21 protein-coding genes are annotated in these 14,837 nt (G+C 59.3%); 3 read left to right on the top strand and 18 right to left on the bottom strand.

The features are described 5' to 3' along the window. The first annotated feature begins 2 nt into the window (after positions 1–2). Entirely contained in the window at positions 3–1,400 is a 1,398-nt protein-coding gene (locus VSX56_RS03380) for a nodulation protein NodH (protein ID WP_350934849.1), read from the top strand. Here VSX56_RS03380 and VSX56_RS03375 read toward each other — a convergent pair. From VSX56_RS03375 to VSX56_RS03305, 15 genes are all read right to left on the bottom strand, one after another. Continuing rightward, positions 1,397–1,858, bottom strand: a complete 462-nt coding sequence (locus VSX56_RS03375) for a PTS sugar transporter subunit IIA (protein ID WP_339113583.1) — start codon at positions 1,856–1,858, stop codon at positions 1,397–1,399. The genes VSX56_RS03380 and VSX56_RS03375 overlap by 4 nt on opposite strands. Before the next feature lie 35 nt (positions 1,859–1,893). Beyond that, complete coding sequence (gene hpf, locus VSX56_RS03370; protein ID WP_339113584.1) at positions 1,894–2,472, bottom strand: ribosome hibernation-promoting factor, HPF/YfiA family; 579 nt, start codon at positions 2,470–2,472, stop codon at positions 1,894–1,896. 302 nt (positions 2,473–2,774) lie between these two features. After that, positions 2,775–3,527, bottom strand: a complete 753-nt coding sequence (gene lptB / locus VSX56_RS03365) for an LPS export ABC transporter ATP-binding protein (protein ID WP_350934846.1) — start codon at positions 3,525–3,527, stop codon at positions 2,775–2,777. Beyond that, positions 3,524–4,009, bottom strand: coding sequence for a lipopolysaccharide transport periplasmic protein LptA (lptA, locus tag VSX56_RS03360; RefSeq protein ID WP_339113586.1), 486 nt, complete (start codon positions 4,007–4,009; stop codon positions 3,524–3,526). The genes lptB and lptA overlap by 4 nt, the downstream gene beginning before the upstream one ends. Before the next feature lie 10 nt (positions 4,010–4,019). Next, positions 4,020–4,622, bottom strand: coding sequence for a hypothetical protein (locus VSX56_RS03355; protein ID WP_350934843.1), 603 nt, complete (start codon positions 4,620–4,622; stop codon positions 4,020–4,022). Between the two features lie 12 nt (positions 4,623–4,634). Further along, positions 4,635–5,249 (bottom strand): ribonuclease D, encoded by a 615-nt coding sequence (locus VSX56_RS03350; RefSeq protein ID WP_339113588.1) that lies wholly within the window; start codon positions 5,247–5,249, stop codon positions 4,635–4,637. A gap of 148 nt (positions 5,250–5,397) precedes the next feature. Continuing rightward, positions 5,398–5,907 carry a flagellar basal body-associated FliL family protein gene (locus VSX56_RS03345; protein WP_350934841.1) on the bottom strand — a complete coding sequence of 170 codons (510 nt, stop codon included), beginning with the start codon at positions 5,905–5,907 and terminating at the stop codon, positions 5,398–5,400. Positions 5,908–5,917: 10 nt separating this feature from the next. Beyond that, a complete protein-coding gene (gene flgH, locus VSX56_RS03340; RefSeq protein ID WP_339113590.1) occupies positions 5,918–6,643 on the bottom strand; it encodes a flagellar basal body L-ring protein FlgH in 726 nt (241 codons plus the stop codon). Positions 6,644–6,648: 5 nt separating this feature from the next. After that, positions 6,649–7,080 carry a flagellar basal body P-ring formation chaperone FlgA gene (flgA, locus tag VSX56_RS03335; protein WP_339113591.1) on the bottom strand — a complete coding sequence of 144 codons (432 nt, stop codon included), beginning with the start codon at positions 7,078–7,080 and terminating at the stop codon, positions 6,649–6,651. Continuing rightward, positions 7,080–7,865: a flagellar basal-body rod protein FlgG gene (flgG, locus tag VSX56_RS03330; protein WP_339113592.1), complete on the bottom strand. Its 786-nt coding sequence runs from the start codon at positions 7,863–7,865 to the stop codon at positions 7,080–7,082. Before flgG ends, flgA begins: the two co-directional genes overlap by 1 nt. Positions 7,866–7,876: 11 nt before the next feature. Beyond that, positions 7,877–8,590, bottom strand: coding sequence for a flagellar hook-basal body complex protein (locus VSX56_RS03325; protein ID WP_350934838.1), 714 nt, complete (start codon positions 8,588–8,590; stop codon positions 7,877–7,879). Between the two features lie 3 nt (positions 8,591–8,593). Continuing rightward, entirely contained in the window at positions 8,594–8,860 is a 267-nt protein-coding gene (locus VSX56_RS03320) for a flagellar biosynthetic protein FliQ (protein WP_339113594.1), read from the bottom strand. A gap of 2 nt (positions 8,861–8,862) precedes the next feature. Beyond that, the gene (gene fliE / locus VSX56_RS03315) at positions 8,863–9,171 is read right to left on the bottom strand and encodes a flagellar hook-basal body complex protein FliE (protein WP_339113595.1); all 309 of its coding nucleotides are present in this window, start codon (positions 9,169–9,171) and stop codon (positions 8,863–8,865) included. A gap of 19 nt (positions 9,172–9,190) precedes the next feature. After that, positions 9,191–9,583 carry a flagellar basal body rod protein FlgC gene (gene flgC, locus VSX56_RS03310; RefSeq protein ID WP_350934835.1) on the bottom strand — a complete coding sequence of 131 codons (393 nt, stop codon included), beginning with the start codon at positions 9,581–9,583 and terminating at the stop codon, positions 9,191–9,193. Positions 9,584–9,585: 2 nt separating this feature from the next. Then, positions 9,586–9,972, bottom strand: a complete 387-nt coding sequence (locus VSX56_RS03305) for a FlgB family protein (RefSeq protein ID WP_339113597.1) — start codon at positions 9,970–9,972, stop codon at positions 9,586–9,588. Positions 9,973–10,052: 80 nt separating this feature from the next. On the opposite strand from VSX56_RS03305, the gene VSX56_RS03300 reads away from it, so the two are divergent. Next, entirely contained in the window at positions 10,053–11,372 is a 1,320-nt protein-coding gene (locus VSX56_RS03300) for a FliI/YscN family ATPase (protein WP_350934832.1), read from the top strand. Positions 11,373–11,388: 16 nt separating this feature from the next. Here the strand turns inward: VSX56_RS03300 and VSX56_RS03295 are convergent, their stop codons facing one another. Genes VSX56_RS03295 through VSX56_RS03285 form a run of 3 tightly spaced genes read right to left on the bottom strand, consistent with a single transcriptional unit; the run spans position 11,389 to position 13,915 of the window. Further along, a complete protein-coding gene (locus tag VSX56_RS03295; RefSeq protein ID WP_350934830.1) occupies positions 11,389–13,179 on the bottom strand; it encodes a sensor histidine kinase in 1,791 nt (596 codons plus the stop codon). Continuing rightward, positions 13,176–13,760 (bottom strand): RNA polymerase sigma factor, encoded by a 585-nt coding sequence (locus VSX56_RS03290; RefSeq protein WP_339113600.1) that lies wholly within the window; start codon positions 13,758–13,760, stop codon positions 13,176–13,178. The genes VSX56_RS03295 and VSX56_RS03290 overlap by 4 nt, the downstream gene beginning before the upstream one ends. Beyond that, the gene (locus tag VSX56_RS03285; RefSeq protein WP_339113601.1) at positions 13,757–13,915 is read right to left on the bottom strand and encodes a NepR family anti-sigma factor; all 159 of its coding nucleotides are present in this window, start codon (positions 13,913–13,915) and stop codon (positions 13,757–13,759) included. Before VSX56_RS03285 ends, VSX56_RS03290 begins: the two co-directional genes overlap by 4 nt. Positions 13,916–14,008: 93 nt before the next feature. Here VSX56_RS03285 and VSX56_RS03280 point away from each other — a divergent pair, with 93 nt between their 5' ends. Beyond that, complete coding sequence (locus VSX56_RS03280) at positions 14,009–14,806, top strand: response regulator (protein ID WP_339113602.1); 798 nt, start codon at positions 14,009–14,011, stop codon at positions 14,804–14,806. Positions 14,807–14,837: the final 31 nt, after the last annotated feature.

Here is a 14,837-nt window from a genome sequence, read left to right as displayed (position 1 = left end):
CTATGGCAAATTTCGAAAGCTTCGTCATTCTGGCCGAGATGCGCACCGGCTCCAACCTGCTGGAAGCGGCCATCAATATGCTGCCCAATACCCATTGCCATGGCGAGGCCTTCAACCCTGTCCTGATCGGCTATCCCAACAAAGCCGAACTGTTGGGCGTCAGCAAGGCCACGCGCGATGCCGACCCCAAGGAGCTGTGGAAAAAGATCCGCAAGGCGCCGGGTCTGAACGGCTGCCGTTATTTCCACGAACATGATCCGCGCGTGCTCGGGCCGATGCTCAACGACCCCAAATGCGCCAAGATCGTGCTGACCCGCAATCCGATCGAAAGCTATGTCAGCCTGAAGATCGCGCGCTCGACCGGTCAGTGGAAGCTTGGCGATGCCAAGCACCGCCGCGTGGCACAAGCCGAGTTTGATGCGGTAGAATTCGAGGACCATCTCGAGGCACTGCAGAATTTCCAGATCAAGATAATGAACGCGCTTCAGGTCTCCGGCCAGAGCGCCTTCTATATCGATTACGAGGATGCGCAGGATATCGAGGTGCTCAACGGATTGGCCAAATGGCTGGGCGTGGCCGATGGCCCCGATGCCCTACCCGACAGTCTGGTCGTGCAGAACCCCGAAGGGTTGGAGGAGAAGGTCACGAATTTCGCGCAGATGGAGGCCTCACTCGCCCGTCTTGACCGGTTCAACCTCTCGCGCACCCCCAATTTCGAGCCCCGCCGCGGGCCGAATGTGCCGGGTTTCATCGGGACCAGCTCCGGCAAGGCCGGCCTGCTTTATATGCCGCTACGCCCTGCCTCCGATGTGGAGCTGCGCGGCTGGATGGGGACATTGGGCGACATCACCGAAGGTTTCTCGCAAAAGACCCTGCGACAGTGGAAACGCCAGACCCCGCAGCATCGTAGCTTCACCGTGTTGCGCCATCCGGTGATGCGGGTGCATCTGGCCTTTATCGCGCTCTTGGATTGGGACAATTTCGCCCAGACCCGCGAGGCGCTACGCATGACCTACAAACTGCCCTTGCCCAAGGACGGACAGTCGCTCGATCTGACGGCCCATCGCGCTGCCTTGCTGGAGTTTGCGCTCTGGTTGAAATCCAGCCTCAACAGTCAGACCAGCCTGCCTGTGCACCAGCTCTGGGCGAGCCAGTCGACCATGCTGCAGGCCTTTGCCAGCTTTGCTACGCCAGACCTGCTGGTGCGCGAGGACCGGATGGCCACGGACCTGCCCTATCTCCTGAAAACGGTGGGGCTGGACAGCAAAGCGCCCCTGCCGGTGTCCGATCAGGGGCGTGTCGCCTTGGCCGACCTTTATTCGGCAGAGCTGGAACAGGCGGTGAAAGACGCCTATTCCCGTGATTACATGCAGTTCGGCTTCACCGACTGGACGGCCTAGGCCGCAAGCCCATGCGTGGTGGTCAATACGCCATGCAGGGCAGCCGGATCGGTGTTGGAGCGCAGTTTTTTGCAGGTGTCTTCATTGCGCATCGTGCGCGACACGAGCGCCAACGCTTTCAGGTGGTCCACGCCCGAGCTTTTGGGTGCCAGAAGGCCAAAGACCAGATCCACAGGCTGGCGGTCCACCGCATCGAAATCGAGCGGTTTTTCCAGACGCATGAACACGCCCACAACGTGATCCAGCCCGTGCAGACGCGCATGCGGCAGCGCGACACCATGGCCCACACCGGTCGGCCCTAGGCTTTCGCGCTCCTGCAGCGCATCCACGATAACCGCGGCATCAAGCCCGTAAGCCTGTGCCGCGATATCTGCCAGATCCTGAAACAGACGCTTTTTGCTAGCCACATTGGCAACCGCGCGAACGGCTGACGGGCGAAGCAGAGAGGATAGATCCATCGGTCCTTTTTCCGCGCCTATCGGAGATCAGGCGCTTACTTGCTGTGACGGGGGTCAATCCAGCCAATATTGCCATCTTCACGCTGATAGACAACATTAACCCCGCCGTGTTTTTCGTTGCGGAAGACCAAAAGCGGCTTATGGGCGAGCTCCATCTGCATCACCGCATCACCGACAGAGAGGGTCTGAACCCGCGTCTCCATCTCCGCCACGATCATGGGCGCATCGCCCCCTTCCGCACCGGTCGATTCGTCTTCCTCTTCCGGTGCCAGCACATAAAGCCCTGCCGCTTCGAATTCAACTGCGGTGGTGCGTGCCGCCTGATGGTCTTTCAGCCGGCGCTTATGGCGGCGCAGCTGTTTATCCATTTTTTCCTGAAGGGCGTCGAAGGCAGCATAGACCTCGGTCGCTACGCCTTTGGCCTGCGCAGTCAGACCCGTGGACAGGTGCACGGTCGCTTCGCAGATATACTCATGCGCGTTTTTCGAAAACACGACGGTGGCATCGGTCGGTCGTTGAGAATATTTCTCGACCGTGCTGCCCAGCTCGGTTTTGACATGGGTCTGCAGAGCTTCACCGATATCAAGCTGTTTGCCGCTAATTTGGTAACGCATGGCGTCTCCTTCCTTTATGACTGACCAACGGTGCTCGGCACCATATTTACAGTCGGTTAAATTCTGTGAGGGGGCACACCTTTCCTGCTCGTTCCCGACATCGGGCAAGGAAAAAAGCGGACCGGGCAGCCACCGTGAGGGCTGCGCAAAGCATCGGGAATATGATGACCAGATCACGCATTTGATTACATTTGGGAACGATCCCAAGGGGAAGTCAACGGGTGATCGTCGCCGCATTGCAGCACATGACAGCCATGTGACGGCACGTTCTTACGGCCTCACATCGCTGTAAAATCCGCCAGTTACTGGAAGCGGAAATCCTGACCGAGATAGACGCGACGGACGTCCTCGTTATTGACGACCTCTTCCGTCGTGCCGGACATGAGCACCTGACCATCGTGCAGGATGTAGGCGCGATCAACGATTTCAAGTGTTTCACGCACGTTATGATCGGTGATCAGCACCCCGATGCCACGCTCTTTCAACTGCGCCACCAGATGGCGGATATCGCCCACCGCGATCGGGTCGACGCCCGCGAAGGGCTCGTCGAGCAGCAGATATTTCGGGTCCGCTGCGAGGCAGCGCGCGATTTCGCAGCGGCGGCGTTCGCCCCCCGAAAGCGCCAGAGCGGGCGAATTGCGCAGATGTTCGATCGAGAAATCGCTTAGCAATTCCTCGAGCCGTTCACGGCGGCGGTGACGGTCCTCCACCGCTATTTCCAAAACGGCCATAATATTTTGCTCGACCGTCAACCCGCGGAAGATCGACGCTTCCTGCGGAAGATAGCCGATTCCGAATCGCGCGCGGCGATACATGGGCAGACCGGTCACGTTGCGACCATCAATGCTCACCTGCCCCGCATCCGGCGTGATCAGCCCCGCGATATTGTAAAAACAGGTGGTCTTGCCCGAACCGTTTGGGCCCAGCAGCGCTACCACCTCGCCACGGTTCAGCCGCAGCGACACATCACGCAGAACCACCTTCTTGCGGTAGCCCTTGCGCAGATTGGTTACGCTCAGCCCATGGCTGGCCGGTTCGGTTACTGCGTCCATCATTGCCCCCCGGGCGCCAGAATCGTGCGCACGCGCCCGTCCATCTGCCCTGTCCCGGTCGTCAGATCGACCGTCAGCTTGTTACCGGAGAGCGCGTTATCGCCTTGGGTCAGCAGCACATCACCCGTCATGACCAGATTGCCATTGCGCACGTCATAGACCGCATCCTGCGACTTGGCCGCATCACTCGCCGACACCAGCGTAACACCGCCTGAAGCGATCAGCCGGTTGATCTCGCTCTGCGTCTGACCGTATTCCACATGCAGTTCCGCCGCTTTCAGGCGCATATCGTCCTGCACAACGAGAACATTCCCACGGAAGACAGCCTCACCGGTCGACTGGTCGACCTGCAGACTGTCGGAGGTGATCTCCACTGGAGCCTTCGTATTCGTCGACAGCCCGCCAAAATCCACCTGTTGCGCCGCGCCAAGCGACGGGATCGCCATCGAAGCCGCCACAATGATTGCCGTCAAGATTTGCCGCATCACACCACCTTCATTCTTGGGGCTGGTATACCAGCTTCACGCCCTTGGTGAAGAGCAGATTATTGGACCCACCCGGCTCGGGCTGGGAAAGCTCCATCGCACCCGCATCGAGCACCCCCATCGGCGCCTCGCCATGCACCGCACCGGGCGTAAGGACGCGGGTCTGGTCCGTGCTGATCTCGATCAGGTCGGAGCGCATCCGGTAATCGGTCGATGTCTGCATCGCCACACCCTCGCTCAACTCTATCAGATCTTCATCGGGGCGGATCTGACCCGCCGTCGCATTGAGATCGACCACGAGCCCGGACCGTGTCTGGAGCTTGGCCACAAGCTGCTGCACCGAACTCCCGTCGCCATTTCCGGGCTGGAGAATCGCCCGCGAACCGCGCACCGAAAGGGCAGCGCCTTCTTTTGTGACACCGGCATATTCCGGCGCCACCACTTGCGGCTCACGCGCCAGTTCCTCGATATCGACATCGGAATAGGGAATGACCGTGCCCGGCTCCACCCGATGCCCGATCAGGAAGACCGACGACAGCAGAACAAGCGCCGCAAGAGGAAGCAGCGTCTTGGCCCAGGTGACCAGCATGGAATGGCGGTTGTCACGGATCATGGAGGACTGGGCTTAGTGATGGAAGATATCGCTCGGCTCGTCCCATCCCAGAAGATCCAGTTGGGCACGGGCGGGCAGGAAGTCGAAACAGGCCTGGGCGAGCTGCAGACGGTCCTCGCGCACGAGACGCGGCAGAAGCCCCGCCTTCAGCTTGTGCAGATGCAGGACATCGGAGGCCGCATATTCTTTCTGCGCCTCGGTCAGAACCGGAGCGCCCCAATCGGAGCTCTGCTGCTGTTTGGAGATATCGACCCCCGCCACCTCTTGCAAAAGCAGTTTCAGGCCATGGCGGTCGGTGAAGGTGCGCACCATCTTCGAGGCGACCTTTGTACAGAACACCGGCGCAGTCACAACACCGAAGGCGTTATAAAGCGCTGCGATGTCGAACCGCGCGAAGTGGAAAAGTTTCTCGATCTCGGGATCGGCCAGCAGGGCACACAGGCGCGGGGCCTCCGTCTGCCCCTTGGCGATCTGGACCAAATGGGCGTTACCGTCGCCGCTGCTGAGCTGCACGAGGCACAGGCGGTCCCTGCGCGGATCAAGCCCCATCGTTTCGGTATCAATGGCCACTACCGCGCCAAGATCCAACCCTTCCGGCAGATCTCCCTCATGCAAATGGATCGTCACGGGCAAACTCCTGTCTTTCGCCCCATATAGGCGTTTTCGGAGGAGCTTGCCAATGTAAGCCGCGCACAATGCTTGTGTGGTTTACTAGCTGGACGCGCAAGACTCGCAAATTTCCGCGCATGTCAATCATAAGGACCTGCGCCGTTCCTCAGCTATCTTGGCGGAGAATATCCGACACGAGGATGCTTTTGACGTCTTTGCCCACCACAGTGCGCGCGGTTTCCAACAGAGCCCGACGCAGTTCTGTCATCCTGTCGGTCGAAGTATAGACCCCTTCGAAACCGCCATTATTCGCATGATCGAACAGAACCTGCAGGAAGGAATCGCGCAGTCTTGGCTCGACCGCATAGACGCGCTCCGTGCCACCGACCGGCATCTCGACCGACAGTGAGAGGATCACCATCGCGCGAACTCGGGTCGCATCCAGCAGGGGCACAACGAACTGGTTGTTGAGCTTGACGAATTCGGAGGTCGGCACCCCCTCCTCGCCTTCTGCGGCCTCCCCATCCTCGGCGGCGTGCTCTCCCTCGGCTGCGCCATCGCCTTCGGCGCTTGCCGTTTCTTCAGGCGGGGGCGGAGCGGGGCGCAGGAAGAAGCCTGCACCTCCGCCAATCGCAAGCCCGAGGATCACGAAGATGACCGGAAGTAACTTACCCATCTAACTCCCCTCAGAACGGCATGATGATATCGGCGATCTGCGAGCCGATCCGCGGCTGCTGCACATCCGAGATCTGTCCACGACCACCATAGGAGATCCGGGCACCTGCGATCTTGTCATAGGTAATCTCGTTCTGGCGGCTGATATCCTCGGGGCGGACATATCCGGTCACGATCAGCTCGCGCACCTCGTAATTTACCCGGACCTCCTGACTGCCCTGCACCCGCAGAACGCCATTTGGGAGCACGTCGATGATGGTTGCGGCAATCCGCAGGGTTAATTGCTCGTTGCGCGAGACATTGCCATCACCATTGAAAGACGAGCTGGAATTGGTGGAAACCGCGCTATCCATACTCGCGCCATCCGGCAGCGCCTTGTTGATTTGCTCCGGGATACCGAAGAGCGACGGAATGCCCATCGACTGCGATTCGGACCGGCTACGATCGCTCGAATTCGAGAAATTGGCGCTATCGTCGATCTCGATAACCACCGTCATGATATCGCCTTTGCGCGCAGCGCGACGGTCGCCCAGAAGCGATTTCGGCGTTCCCGACCAGAGCGACGCTTGCGATACCGGCGAACGGTCTTCGGGCAATTCCGGCATCGGGATCGTGTTCATGGCAAAATATTCATTCGTATTCTCGACCGGCGTCAGATCCGGCGTCCGACCGACTTCGCCAAGACGCTGGCAGCCAAGGATCGAAAGGGTCATCAAAAGAAGGGTCAGGCGGCGCATAACAATCAGTCCTTGTTCACATAGGCGGTTCCATCCGCCGAAATCGTGGCCGAAACGGTGGTGCGGGAAGAGACATTCATCACGCGGATACTGTCTCCGATAGCCGCGCGCTCGAGCGCACGCCCTTCTGTAATGATCGTCAGAGAGCCGCGGTTGTAAGCGAGCGATACGGTCTGATTCCGCTCGATAATCGCTGGCGCGCTCAAATGTTCTGGACGGATCGGACGACCGGCATAGATCGCGACACGGGTCTCGAGCCCGACGGCATCGATAGGATCAACGATGGCGCCCGGCACATCCATATCGGCAATCCCGAGATCTTCGGGGGCAAGCACCGTCTGCGCCCGTAACGTGCGCGTCGCCACCACCACCTCTGCCTGAAGGCCGGTTGCGGTGACCGCCGCTAGGACCGCGAGAAACGGAAGAAGGCTACGCATCAGCGCACCTGTACCGTCGCACTCAGGATCTGGTCCGCTGCCGAAATAACCTTGGAATTCAACTCGTAACCTCGTTGCGCCTTGATCAGCTCGGTGATCTCACGCACGGGATCGACGGAGCTCTCTTCCAGATAGCCCTGACGCAAAGTCCCCAGACCATCCTGACCCGGCTCACCTACAACCGGCGGACCGGAGGCGCCCGTCTCGAGGAAGAGGTTCGACCCGATTGCCTCGAGGCCCTTTTTGTTGGTGAAGTTGGCAAGGGTCAGCTGCCCCATCATCTGCGGCTGAACCTGATCGCTGAAATAGGCATAGACCTCGCCGGAAGTATTGATGGCAACCGAGGTCGCATCATCGGGGATCGTGATCCCCGGAACTACGACATAGCCGTCCGAAGTGACAATCTCGCCATCTGCGGAGCGTTTTAGCCCGCCATCACGCGTATAGGCCGACACGCCCGAGGGCATCTCGACCTCGAGATACCCGATACCGTCGATTGCGACATCCAGATCGCCGCCGGTGCTCACAAGAGACCCCTGCTCGAGGATCTGCGTCACAGCCGTCGGCCGCACACCGAGACCCAGCTGCACCCCCGAGGGCACCACGGAGCCATCACTGGCACTGATCGTGCCGGGACGGGTCAATTGCTGGTAGGTCAGATCGGCAAATTCGGCACGACGGGCGTTGTAGCCGGTCGTCGACATATTCGCGAGGTTGTTCGAAATGACCTCAACACGCATCTGTTGAGCGCTCATCCCGGTGGCGGCAATCTGTAGAGCACGCATAAGGCTTCTCCTTACTTCGTCAGCGTCGATATCACGCTACGGATGCGTTCATCTTCGCGATCTAGGAATTTCTGTCCCATCTCATAGGCACGCTGCACTTCGACCATGCGCGCGACCTCTGTGATCGGGTCTACATTCGATTCCTCAACAAATCCTTGAAGGACCTGCGGAAACTCCTGCGCTTGTGCTCCCCCTTCCGGATAGAACAGCGTTCCGCCCGAATGGGTCATCGCAGCCGGATCGGCGGGGTCGTAAATGCCGAGCTGGGCAATAGGTTCACCATTGACCGACATCGTGCCATCCTGTGCCATCGACAGCTCGCCCTCCGAGGGCACAAAGATCGGGCCACCGCCCGAATCAAGCACCGGATAGCCATCCTGGTTCTGCAAGATCCCTTCGGCCGAAGGCACAAAATTCCCCGCACGGGTCAAGGCGTTGCCCTGCGGCGTCTCGACCATGAAATAGCCATCCCCCTGGATCGCGAAGTCGAAATTATTGCCCGTTGCGGTCAGCCCCCCCTGCAAGGTCGATATCTCGCGCCCGTTGCCATAGGCCATCGAAAGCGACGGTTCCGCCCCGTCGAGATCCGCCACATATTCCGCGAAGATGACACCTTCCTTGCGGAAGCCTGTTGTGGAGACGTTGGCGATATTATTCGCCACCACGTTCATCTCGTTCATCAGACCCGACTGACGGGTCAGCGCCGCGTAAATCGCATTATCCATGGGTCAGCTCCCCGCAATCAAAGGAATGATGTCTGCCGTGAAGAAATCGACCAACCGTTCCGACATGAAGGACATCGACACCCAGAATACGATGAGCATCGCCCCGACCTTGGGAACGAAGGTCAGTGTCATCTCCTGCACCGAGGTCAGCGCCTGAAAGAGACCGATCGCGACACCGGCAATCAGGGCGACGGCCAGCATGGGGGCGGCAATCATCACAGCGACCCATAGTGCCTCGCGCAATGTATCGAAGAAGATGACGTCATTCATAATTACACCGGCATCCTCAGGATTTCCTGATAAGCCTCAACGACTTTATTCCGCAGGGTCACCGCCGCCTCCACGGCCAGTTCGGTCTGCGACAGCGCCTGAACCAGCTGGTGGGGATCAGCATCACCGGTCATCGCGGCCTTGGCGGTTTCCTCGCCATTCTTGACCGTATCGACAAAGTCGGTCGCCAATGCGGCAAACGGATTCTCACTCGCAGAAGATGCGCCTGACTGATCTTTCTCCGCCCCGAGTTGCGCGGCCGAGCGACCTTGGGCATAGCCCTGCAAGGCGAGGGATGATTTTACGTCCATTCTAGACTTCTCCTAGGGGTTAGCGGCGTAGAATATCGAGCAGAGCCGAGGACATCTGCCTCGTCTGGTCGAACATTTTGATATTTGCTTCGTAACTGCGCTGCGCCTCTCGCGCGTCAGCGATCTCGACGACCAGATCGACATTCGACCCGTCATAGTAGCCATTCGCGTCGGCAAGCGGATTGCCCGGATCATAGATCTGCTTGAGGTCGCTGCGATCCAGCTCGACCTTCCCGAGTTCGACTTTACCTGTCGCCCCGCCATCTTCCATCACCTGTTTGAACTCGGTGAGTTTGCGGTGATAGCCGGGCGTATCCGCATTCGCGATATTTTCCGAGACATAACGCAGGCGCTGCGCCTGAGCCTTCATGCCCGATGCGGAAAGAGAAAAAGAATCGCCAAAATCAGTCATGATCAGCTCCGTGCAACGCTTGTTCTCAGAATGTTCAAAGTTGATTTGTATATGGTTAACGCAAGATCGTGCTGGCGCTTTGTTTCGACCGCCTTAACCATCTCGTCTTCCAGCGAGACCGTATTGCCATTAGGAGACGCCGTGCCGGAATCGCTGCGGGTCACCGTCTGCGATGTCACCAGATTATCCGCACCGATATGGCCGGAGCGCGTTGCCTTCATCGGCATCGCGACCTCTTCCTGATAGGTCTCGGCGAATGGCGTCACGTCCTGCGCCTTGTAGTCGGGCGTGTCGGCATTCGCCATGTTCCGCGAAACTGCGGATTGGCGCTGAGCGGCATGGCGTGCCATCGACTCAGCCATATTCATCACATCGATTTTTTCGAACACGGAGGTTTCTCCTCTCAGATTTCAACCAAGGCTTAAGAGTGATTCATTAAAAAACATTTAGAAAACGATTGGAGGCCAGAATGGCTTATGCAGATTTGGACTTGCTGCGCTCGTCAATTTCGGACTTTGGCGCAGTCCATACGGTGGGCAGGATCAGTCGCGTCGGGCAGGGCGTGATCGAGGCAACAGGCCTATCGCGCGTTGCAACCCTTGGAGATCGCGCTGAAATCATCTGCCAGTCAGGGTTGAAGATCGGCGCCGAAGTTCTGGCTCTCGAACCCGATCACGTCAAACTCCTGGCCGATGGGGCGGCAGACGGGCTTGCGATAGATGATCGCGTCGATCTTCTCGGACAAACCGGAATTTCTCCCGACAGTTCGTGGATCGGTCGAATCATCGACCCGTTCGGAAATCCGCTGGATGGTCAGCCGCTGATGCGCGGCGCGATTGAGCGTAATATCCGCGCCCGCCCCCCTGCCGCGGCCCAACGCCGCCGGCTGGGTAGCCGCCTTGAAACTGGACTGGCCGTTTTCAACACGCTCCTTCCTCTGGTCAAGGGGCAGCGGATAGGCCTCTTCGCCGGTTCCGGCGTGGGCAAATCCTCGCTTCTGGCCAATTTTGCAAAAGGTGTGGAAGCGGATGTCGCCGTGATCGCCCTGATCGGTGAACGCGGCCGTGAATTGCGCGAATTCGTGGAAAAGGTTCTCGGGCCGGAAGGGATGGCGCGCTCGATCATCGTCGCCGCAACCTCGGACCAATCGCCTCTGGTCCGCCGCCGCTGCGCGATGGCCGCGATGACCGTGGCCGAGCATTTCCGTGACAAAGGGCAGCATGTGCTGTTTCTGGCCGATAGTATTACCCGCTTTGCCGAGGCCCATCGTGAAGTCGCACTGGCGGGTGGCGAGGCGGCCACCCTGCGTGGCTTCCCGCCTTCCACCTCACAGCAGATCATGGGGCTTGCCGAACGCTCGGGGCCCGGTCCCGAGGGGGCGGGCGATATCACGGCGGTTTTCTCGGTCCTCGTGCCTGGCTCGGATATGGAAGAGCCGGTGGCCGATATCCTGCGCGGAACGCTGGACGGCCACGTTGTGATGGACCGCAAGATCGCCGAACGCGGGCGGTTTCCGGCGATCGATCTGCTGCGCTCGGTCTCGCGGTCCCTGCCCGATGCCGCAACGCCGCAGGAAAACGACCTCATCAAGGAGGCCCGCCGCCTGATGGGGGCCTATGACAAGGCCGAGATGATGATTCAGGCAGGGCTCTATGCCGCTGGATCGGACCCGGTGGTCGATAAGGCGATCAAGGTCTGGCCCGCGCTCGATGCTTTCGTTGCCGAATCGGAAACCAAGAACACCAAGGCAAGCTTCGAGCGCCTGAAAACCGCGCTCGCCAAGAAATAAGGGGCCGACCGGCCCCTTATTCGTCATCCTCTTCATCGTCTTCGTCATCGCGCGCATGACGGAGCTCGGCTTCCTGCAACTCGGCCAGCTTGAACTCGGCCGTCAGGCGATAACGGTCCGCCTCGGCTGCCGATTTCAGCTCGCCATTGAGTTGTTGCACGAAGGCCTGCGAGAGCTGCGACCCCAAACCGGAGCTTTTATCCGGTGAGGCGGGTTCGGCATCGGGATCCATCGAGTTCTCAAGCGCCAGCCGCACATATCCGCCCCCTATCTTGCAAAGCGAGATTTGCAAATCGGGACGCGACCCGTCTTTCGTGCCAGCGTATTTCATCGCATTGGTCATCGCTTCTGTCAGCAGCAACGAGAGCGGCACGGCCTGATCCGGCGTCAGGCGGATCTCGTCAACGTGACAGTTTACATCGATGCGCCGTTCCGGCCCCGTAGCCAGCGCGGAGATCTGCCTCACGATATCGGGCAGCAGCTCGTTGGCCGTGATGTCGGTCAGACCCGAGGTCTGGTAAAGCCCGCGGTGAATCGTCGCCAAGCTGATGACCCGCTCCTGAAGGCCCTTCATAAGCTCTTTGGTCTCGGGCGAGCGCGCCTTGCGGATCTGCATCGAAATGATCGAGGCGATCAGCTGAAGATTGTTCTTCACGCGGTGATGGACCTCACGCAGAAGCACTTCCTGATGGTGGATCATATCCTCCAGCTCGGCCTCGTCATGCAGGATCGTCTCGGTCATCTTCTCGTAGGAGAGTGCCAGATCCTGAATTTCCTTCGGCGCCCCCGCATAGTTCAGGTTGCCAACGCGACGCGACCCGGAAGCAAAACCACGCAAGGCCCGTGACAGCCGCTTCACATGGCCGATCACCAGCTTTTGCATAGCAAAATAGGCCACAAGCAGGCTGGCCAGCCACATCAGGGTCGGCACAAGGATGGGGGAAACATCCGCCACGGGGTTCATCGAGATCGACGATTTTGCGGGCCAGCTTCCCATAGCGTATAGCTGCCCCGGCAGAAGCTCGAGCACGGAATAGACCCGCTCCTGCCCCGAATTGGAACGGGCTGTGAAGGTCAGAGCATTAGGGCCGGCCAGCGCTTTCAGCGCACGGTGCGCGGGCAGATAAGTCTGCGCTTTTTTCAGGTCACCCGACGATGTGAGCACCGAACCATTGGCATCGAACGTCATGATAACCAGCGCGTTATCAACGTCATACCCGAGAGTATCGGGCTCGCTTTCCTTATGGAGCACCGAGGAATGCGGCAAGCTCAGCGAGACGAAACCGAGCTTCTCGCCATCCACGCTATAGACCGGATGGGTCGCGCCGATCACTGCAGTGCCGGAGACAGGCCCGTGCGGATTGAGCACAAAGCTGGGCGTTTCCAACGGCAGGATGCCCTGGACATGCTCATCTTTGGAAAAATCATAGGTCACATTGCGCGATGAACATTCCATCTGCCCGTTCTTGTCGACAAACGCCGCAAGCGACAGCGCGGGATCGGCCTCCACCGCCTTGCGCATCTGCGCGCTGCACGCATCCATATCGTTGAGGAATGGTGGCAGGGTATAGGCGAGGAACCGTGCCTCGGCCTGCGCCTGCTGCAACAGGCGGGTCTCGCCTGTCACAGCCTGCAATGTTTCCCCCATCAACGCGGCCTCGGACCGCGCCCGCGCTTCCTGAAGCAGCGAGTTGGACTGGATGGCCGAGATCAGCAGTAGCGGGAACAGAGCCACTGCGAGAAAGATCGCAAGGCGCACACCGAGGCGGTCGATGAACGACCCCGTCGATCCTTCTTTTCGTGTCATGCAGCGGCAGTCCCAGATTTACCAATTACCGCCAGCGATGTGGCATCCATACCGGAGAGGATATCTTCGCCCTCCTCCAGCTTCAACATTTCGGCCAGTCGCGCGCGAGCGCGGTTGGCACGGCTTTTGACGGTGCCGACGGCAACCCCCATGGTCTCGGCCGCTTCCTCATAGGAGAATCCCGATGCCCCCACGAGAATAAGCACTTCGCGATGTTCCGGCGTCAGCTGATCGAAGGCCACCATGAAATCGTTCATTGCCAGCCGCCCGTCATGGGCGGGCCGTTCGCACAAGGCTGCGGCATGCACACCGTCCGGATCGGCCACTTCGCGTTTGCGCTTGCGGCGGTCAGAATAGAACGTGTTGCGCAGGATCGTAAAAAGCCAAGCGCGCATGTTGGTGCCCACCTGAAATTTCTCGATATTCGACCATGCTTTCACAATCGTATCCTGCACGAGGTCATCCGCAGTCGCCGAGTTGCGCGTCAGCGACATCGCAAAGGCCCGCAGGGCTGGCAGGTGCTCTGGCAACTCGTCGCGCGGATCAAGGATCGTTTTGGTGTCAGAGGAGGGCGAAGTCATTTGTCGCCCTCCTTTGCACGTAATTGTGCCAGCAGATCTTTAAAGCGATCGGGAACATCCTCATTCAGCGCCTGGTCGAAAGCTTTCTTCAGGTTCTGATTGATCTGCTCCTTTATGCTGGCTCGCGACTTGTCGTCAGCCATTTCGTTGGTCATACCTATGGTTCCGATCACAGCTGTTTTTACATGGAACCAAACGCGGCACAATGACGTTGGTTCCTTGGAAAACGAAAATTTGGGAGTTTTTACATGCCCACCGATATCGCCGGCGCAATCGCTGCGAACCTGCCTTACCTGCGCCGTTACGCGCGTGCGCTGACGGGGAGCCAAGACACGGGTGATCGCTACGCGGCGGCGACCCTTGAGGCCATTCTGGCCGAGGATGGTATCTTCAAACAGGAAACGGATCCGAAGGTCGCTTTGTTCCATGCCTTCCATTTGGTCTGGGCCTCCGCAGGCGCGCCGCTGGACGAAGCCACAGGCAGCCTGGAGATGCGCGCGCAGGACCACATGGCGAGCCTGACGCCCAATACCCGCGAGGCGCTTCTCTTGCATACGATCGAGGGGTTCCGTTTCGAGGAAGTCGGGTCGATCATGCAGATCGAGACTGCCGAGGCCGAAGAACTGGTCGAAATCGCTCTGCGCGAGATGGAAAACTCGGTCGCTGGCAAGGTCATGATCATCGAGGATGAAGCTATCATCGCGATGGACATCCGCGCGATCGTCGAAGAACTCGGCCATCAGGTAACCGGCATTGCCCGTACCCGTACCGAGGCCGTGGAACTTGCCGCGCGCGAGAAGCCCGATCTTATTCTGGCGGACATCCAGCTGGCCGACAACTCCTCGGGGATCGATGCTGTCAACGACATCCTCGGCCAGTTCGACAATCTGCCGGTCGTGTTCATCACCGCCTTCCCGGAACGTCTGCTGACGGGTGAACGCCCCGAACCGGCCTTCCTGATCACCAAGCCCTATACCGAGACACAGGTTCAATCGGCGGTGAGTCAGGCCATGTTCTTCAGCTCGACCGAAACTCTTCTGGCCTGAGCCATCTATCAATCAACTCCAAAGCCCCGGC

The organism is Thioclava kandeliae (genome assembly GCF_040297545.1).
In the GTDB taxonomy this organism is placed as follows: domain Bacteria; phylum Pseudomonadota; class Alphaproteobacteria; order Rhodobacterales; family Rhodobacteraceae; genus Thioclava; species Thioclava kandeliae.
This window is presented reverse-complemented; position numbering and strand designations above follow the sequence as displayed.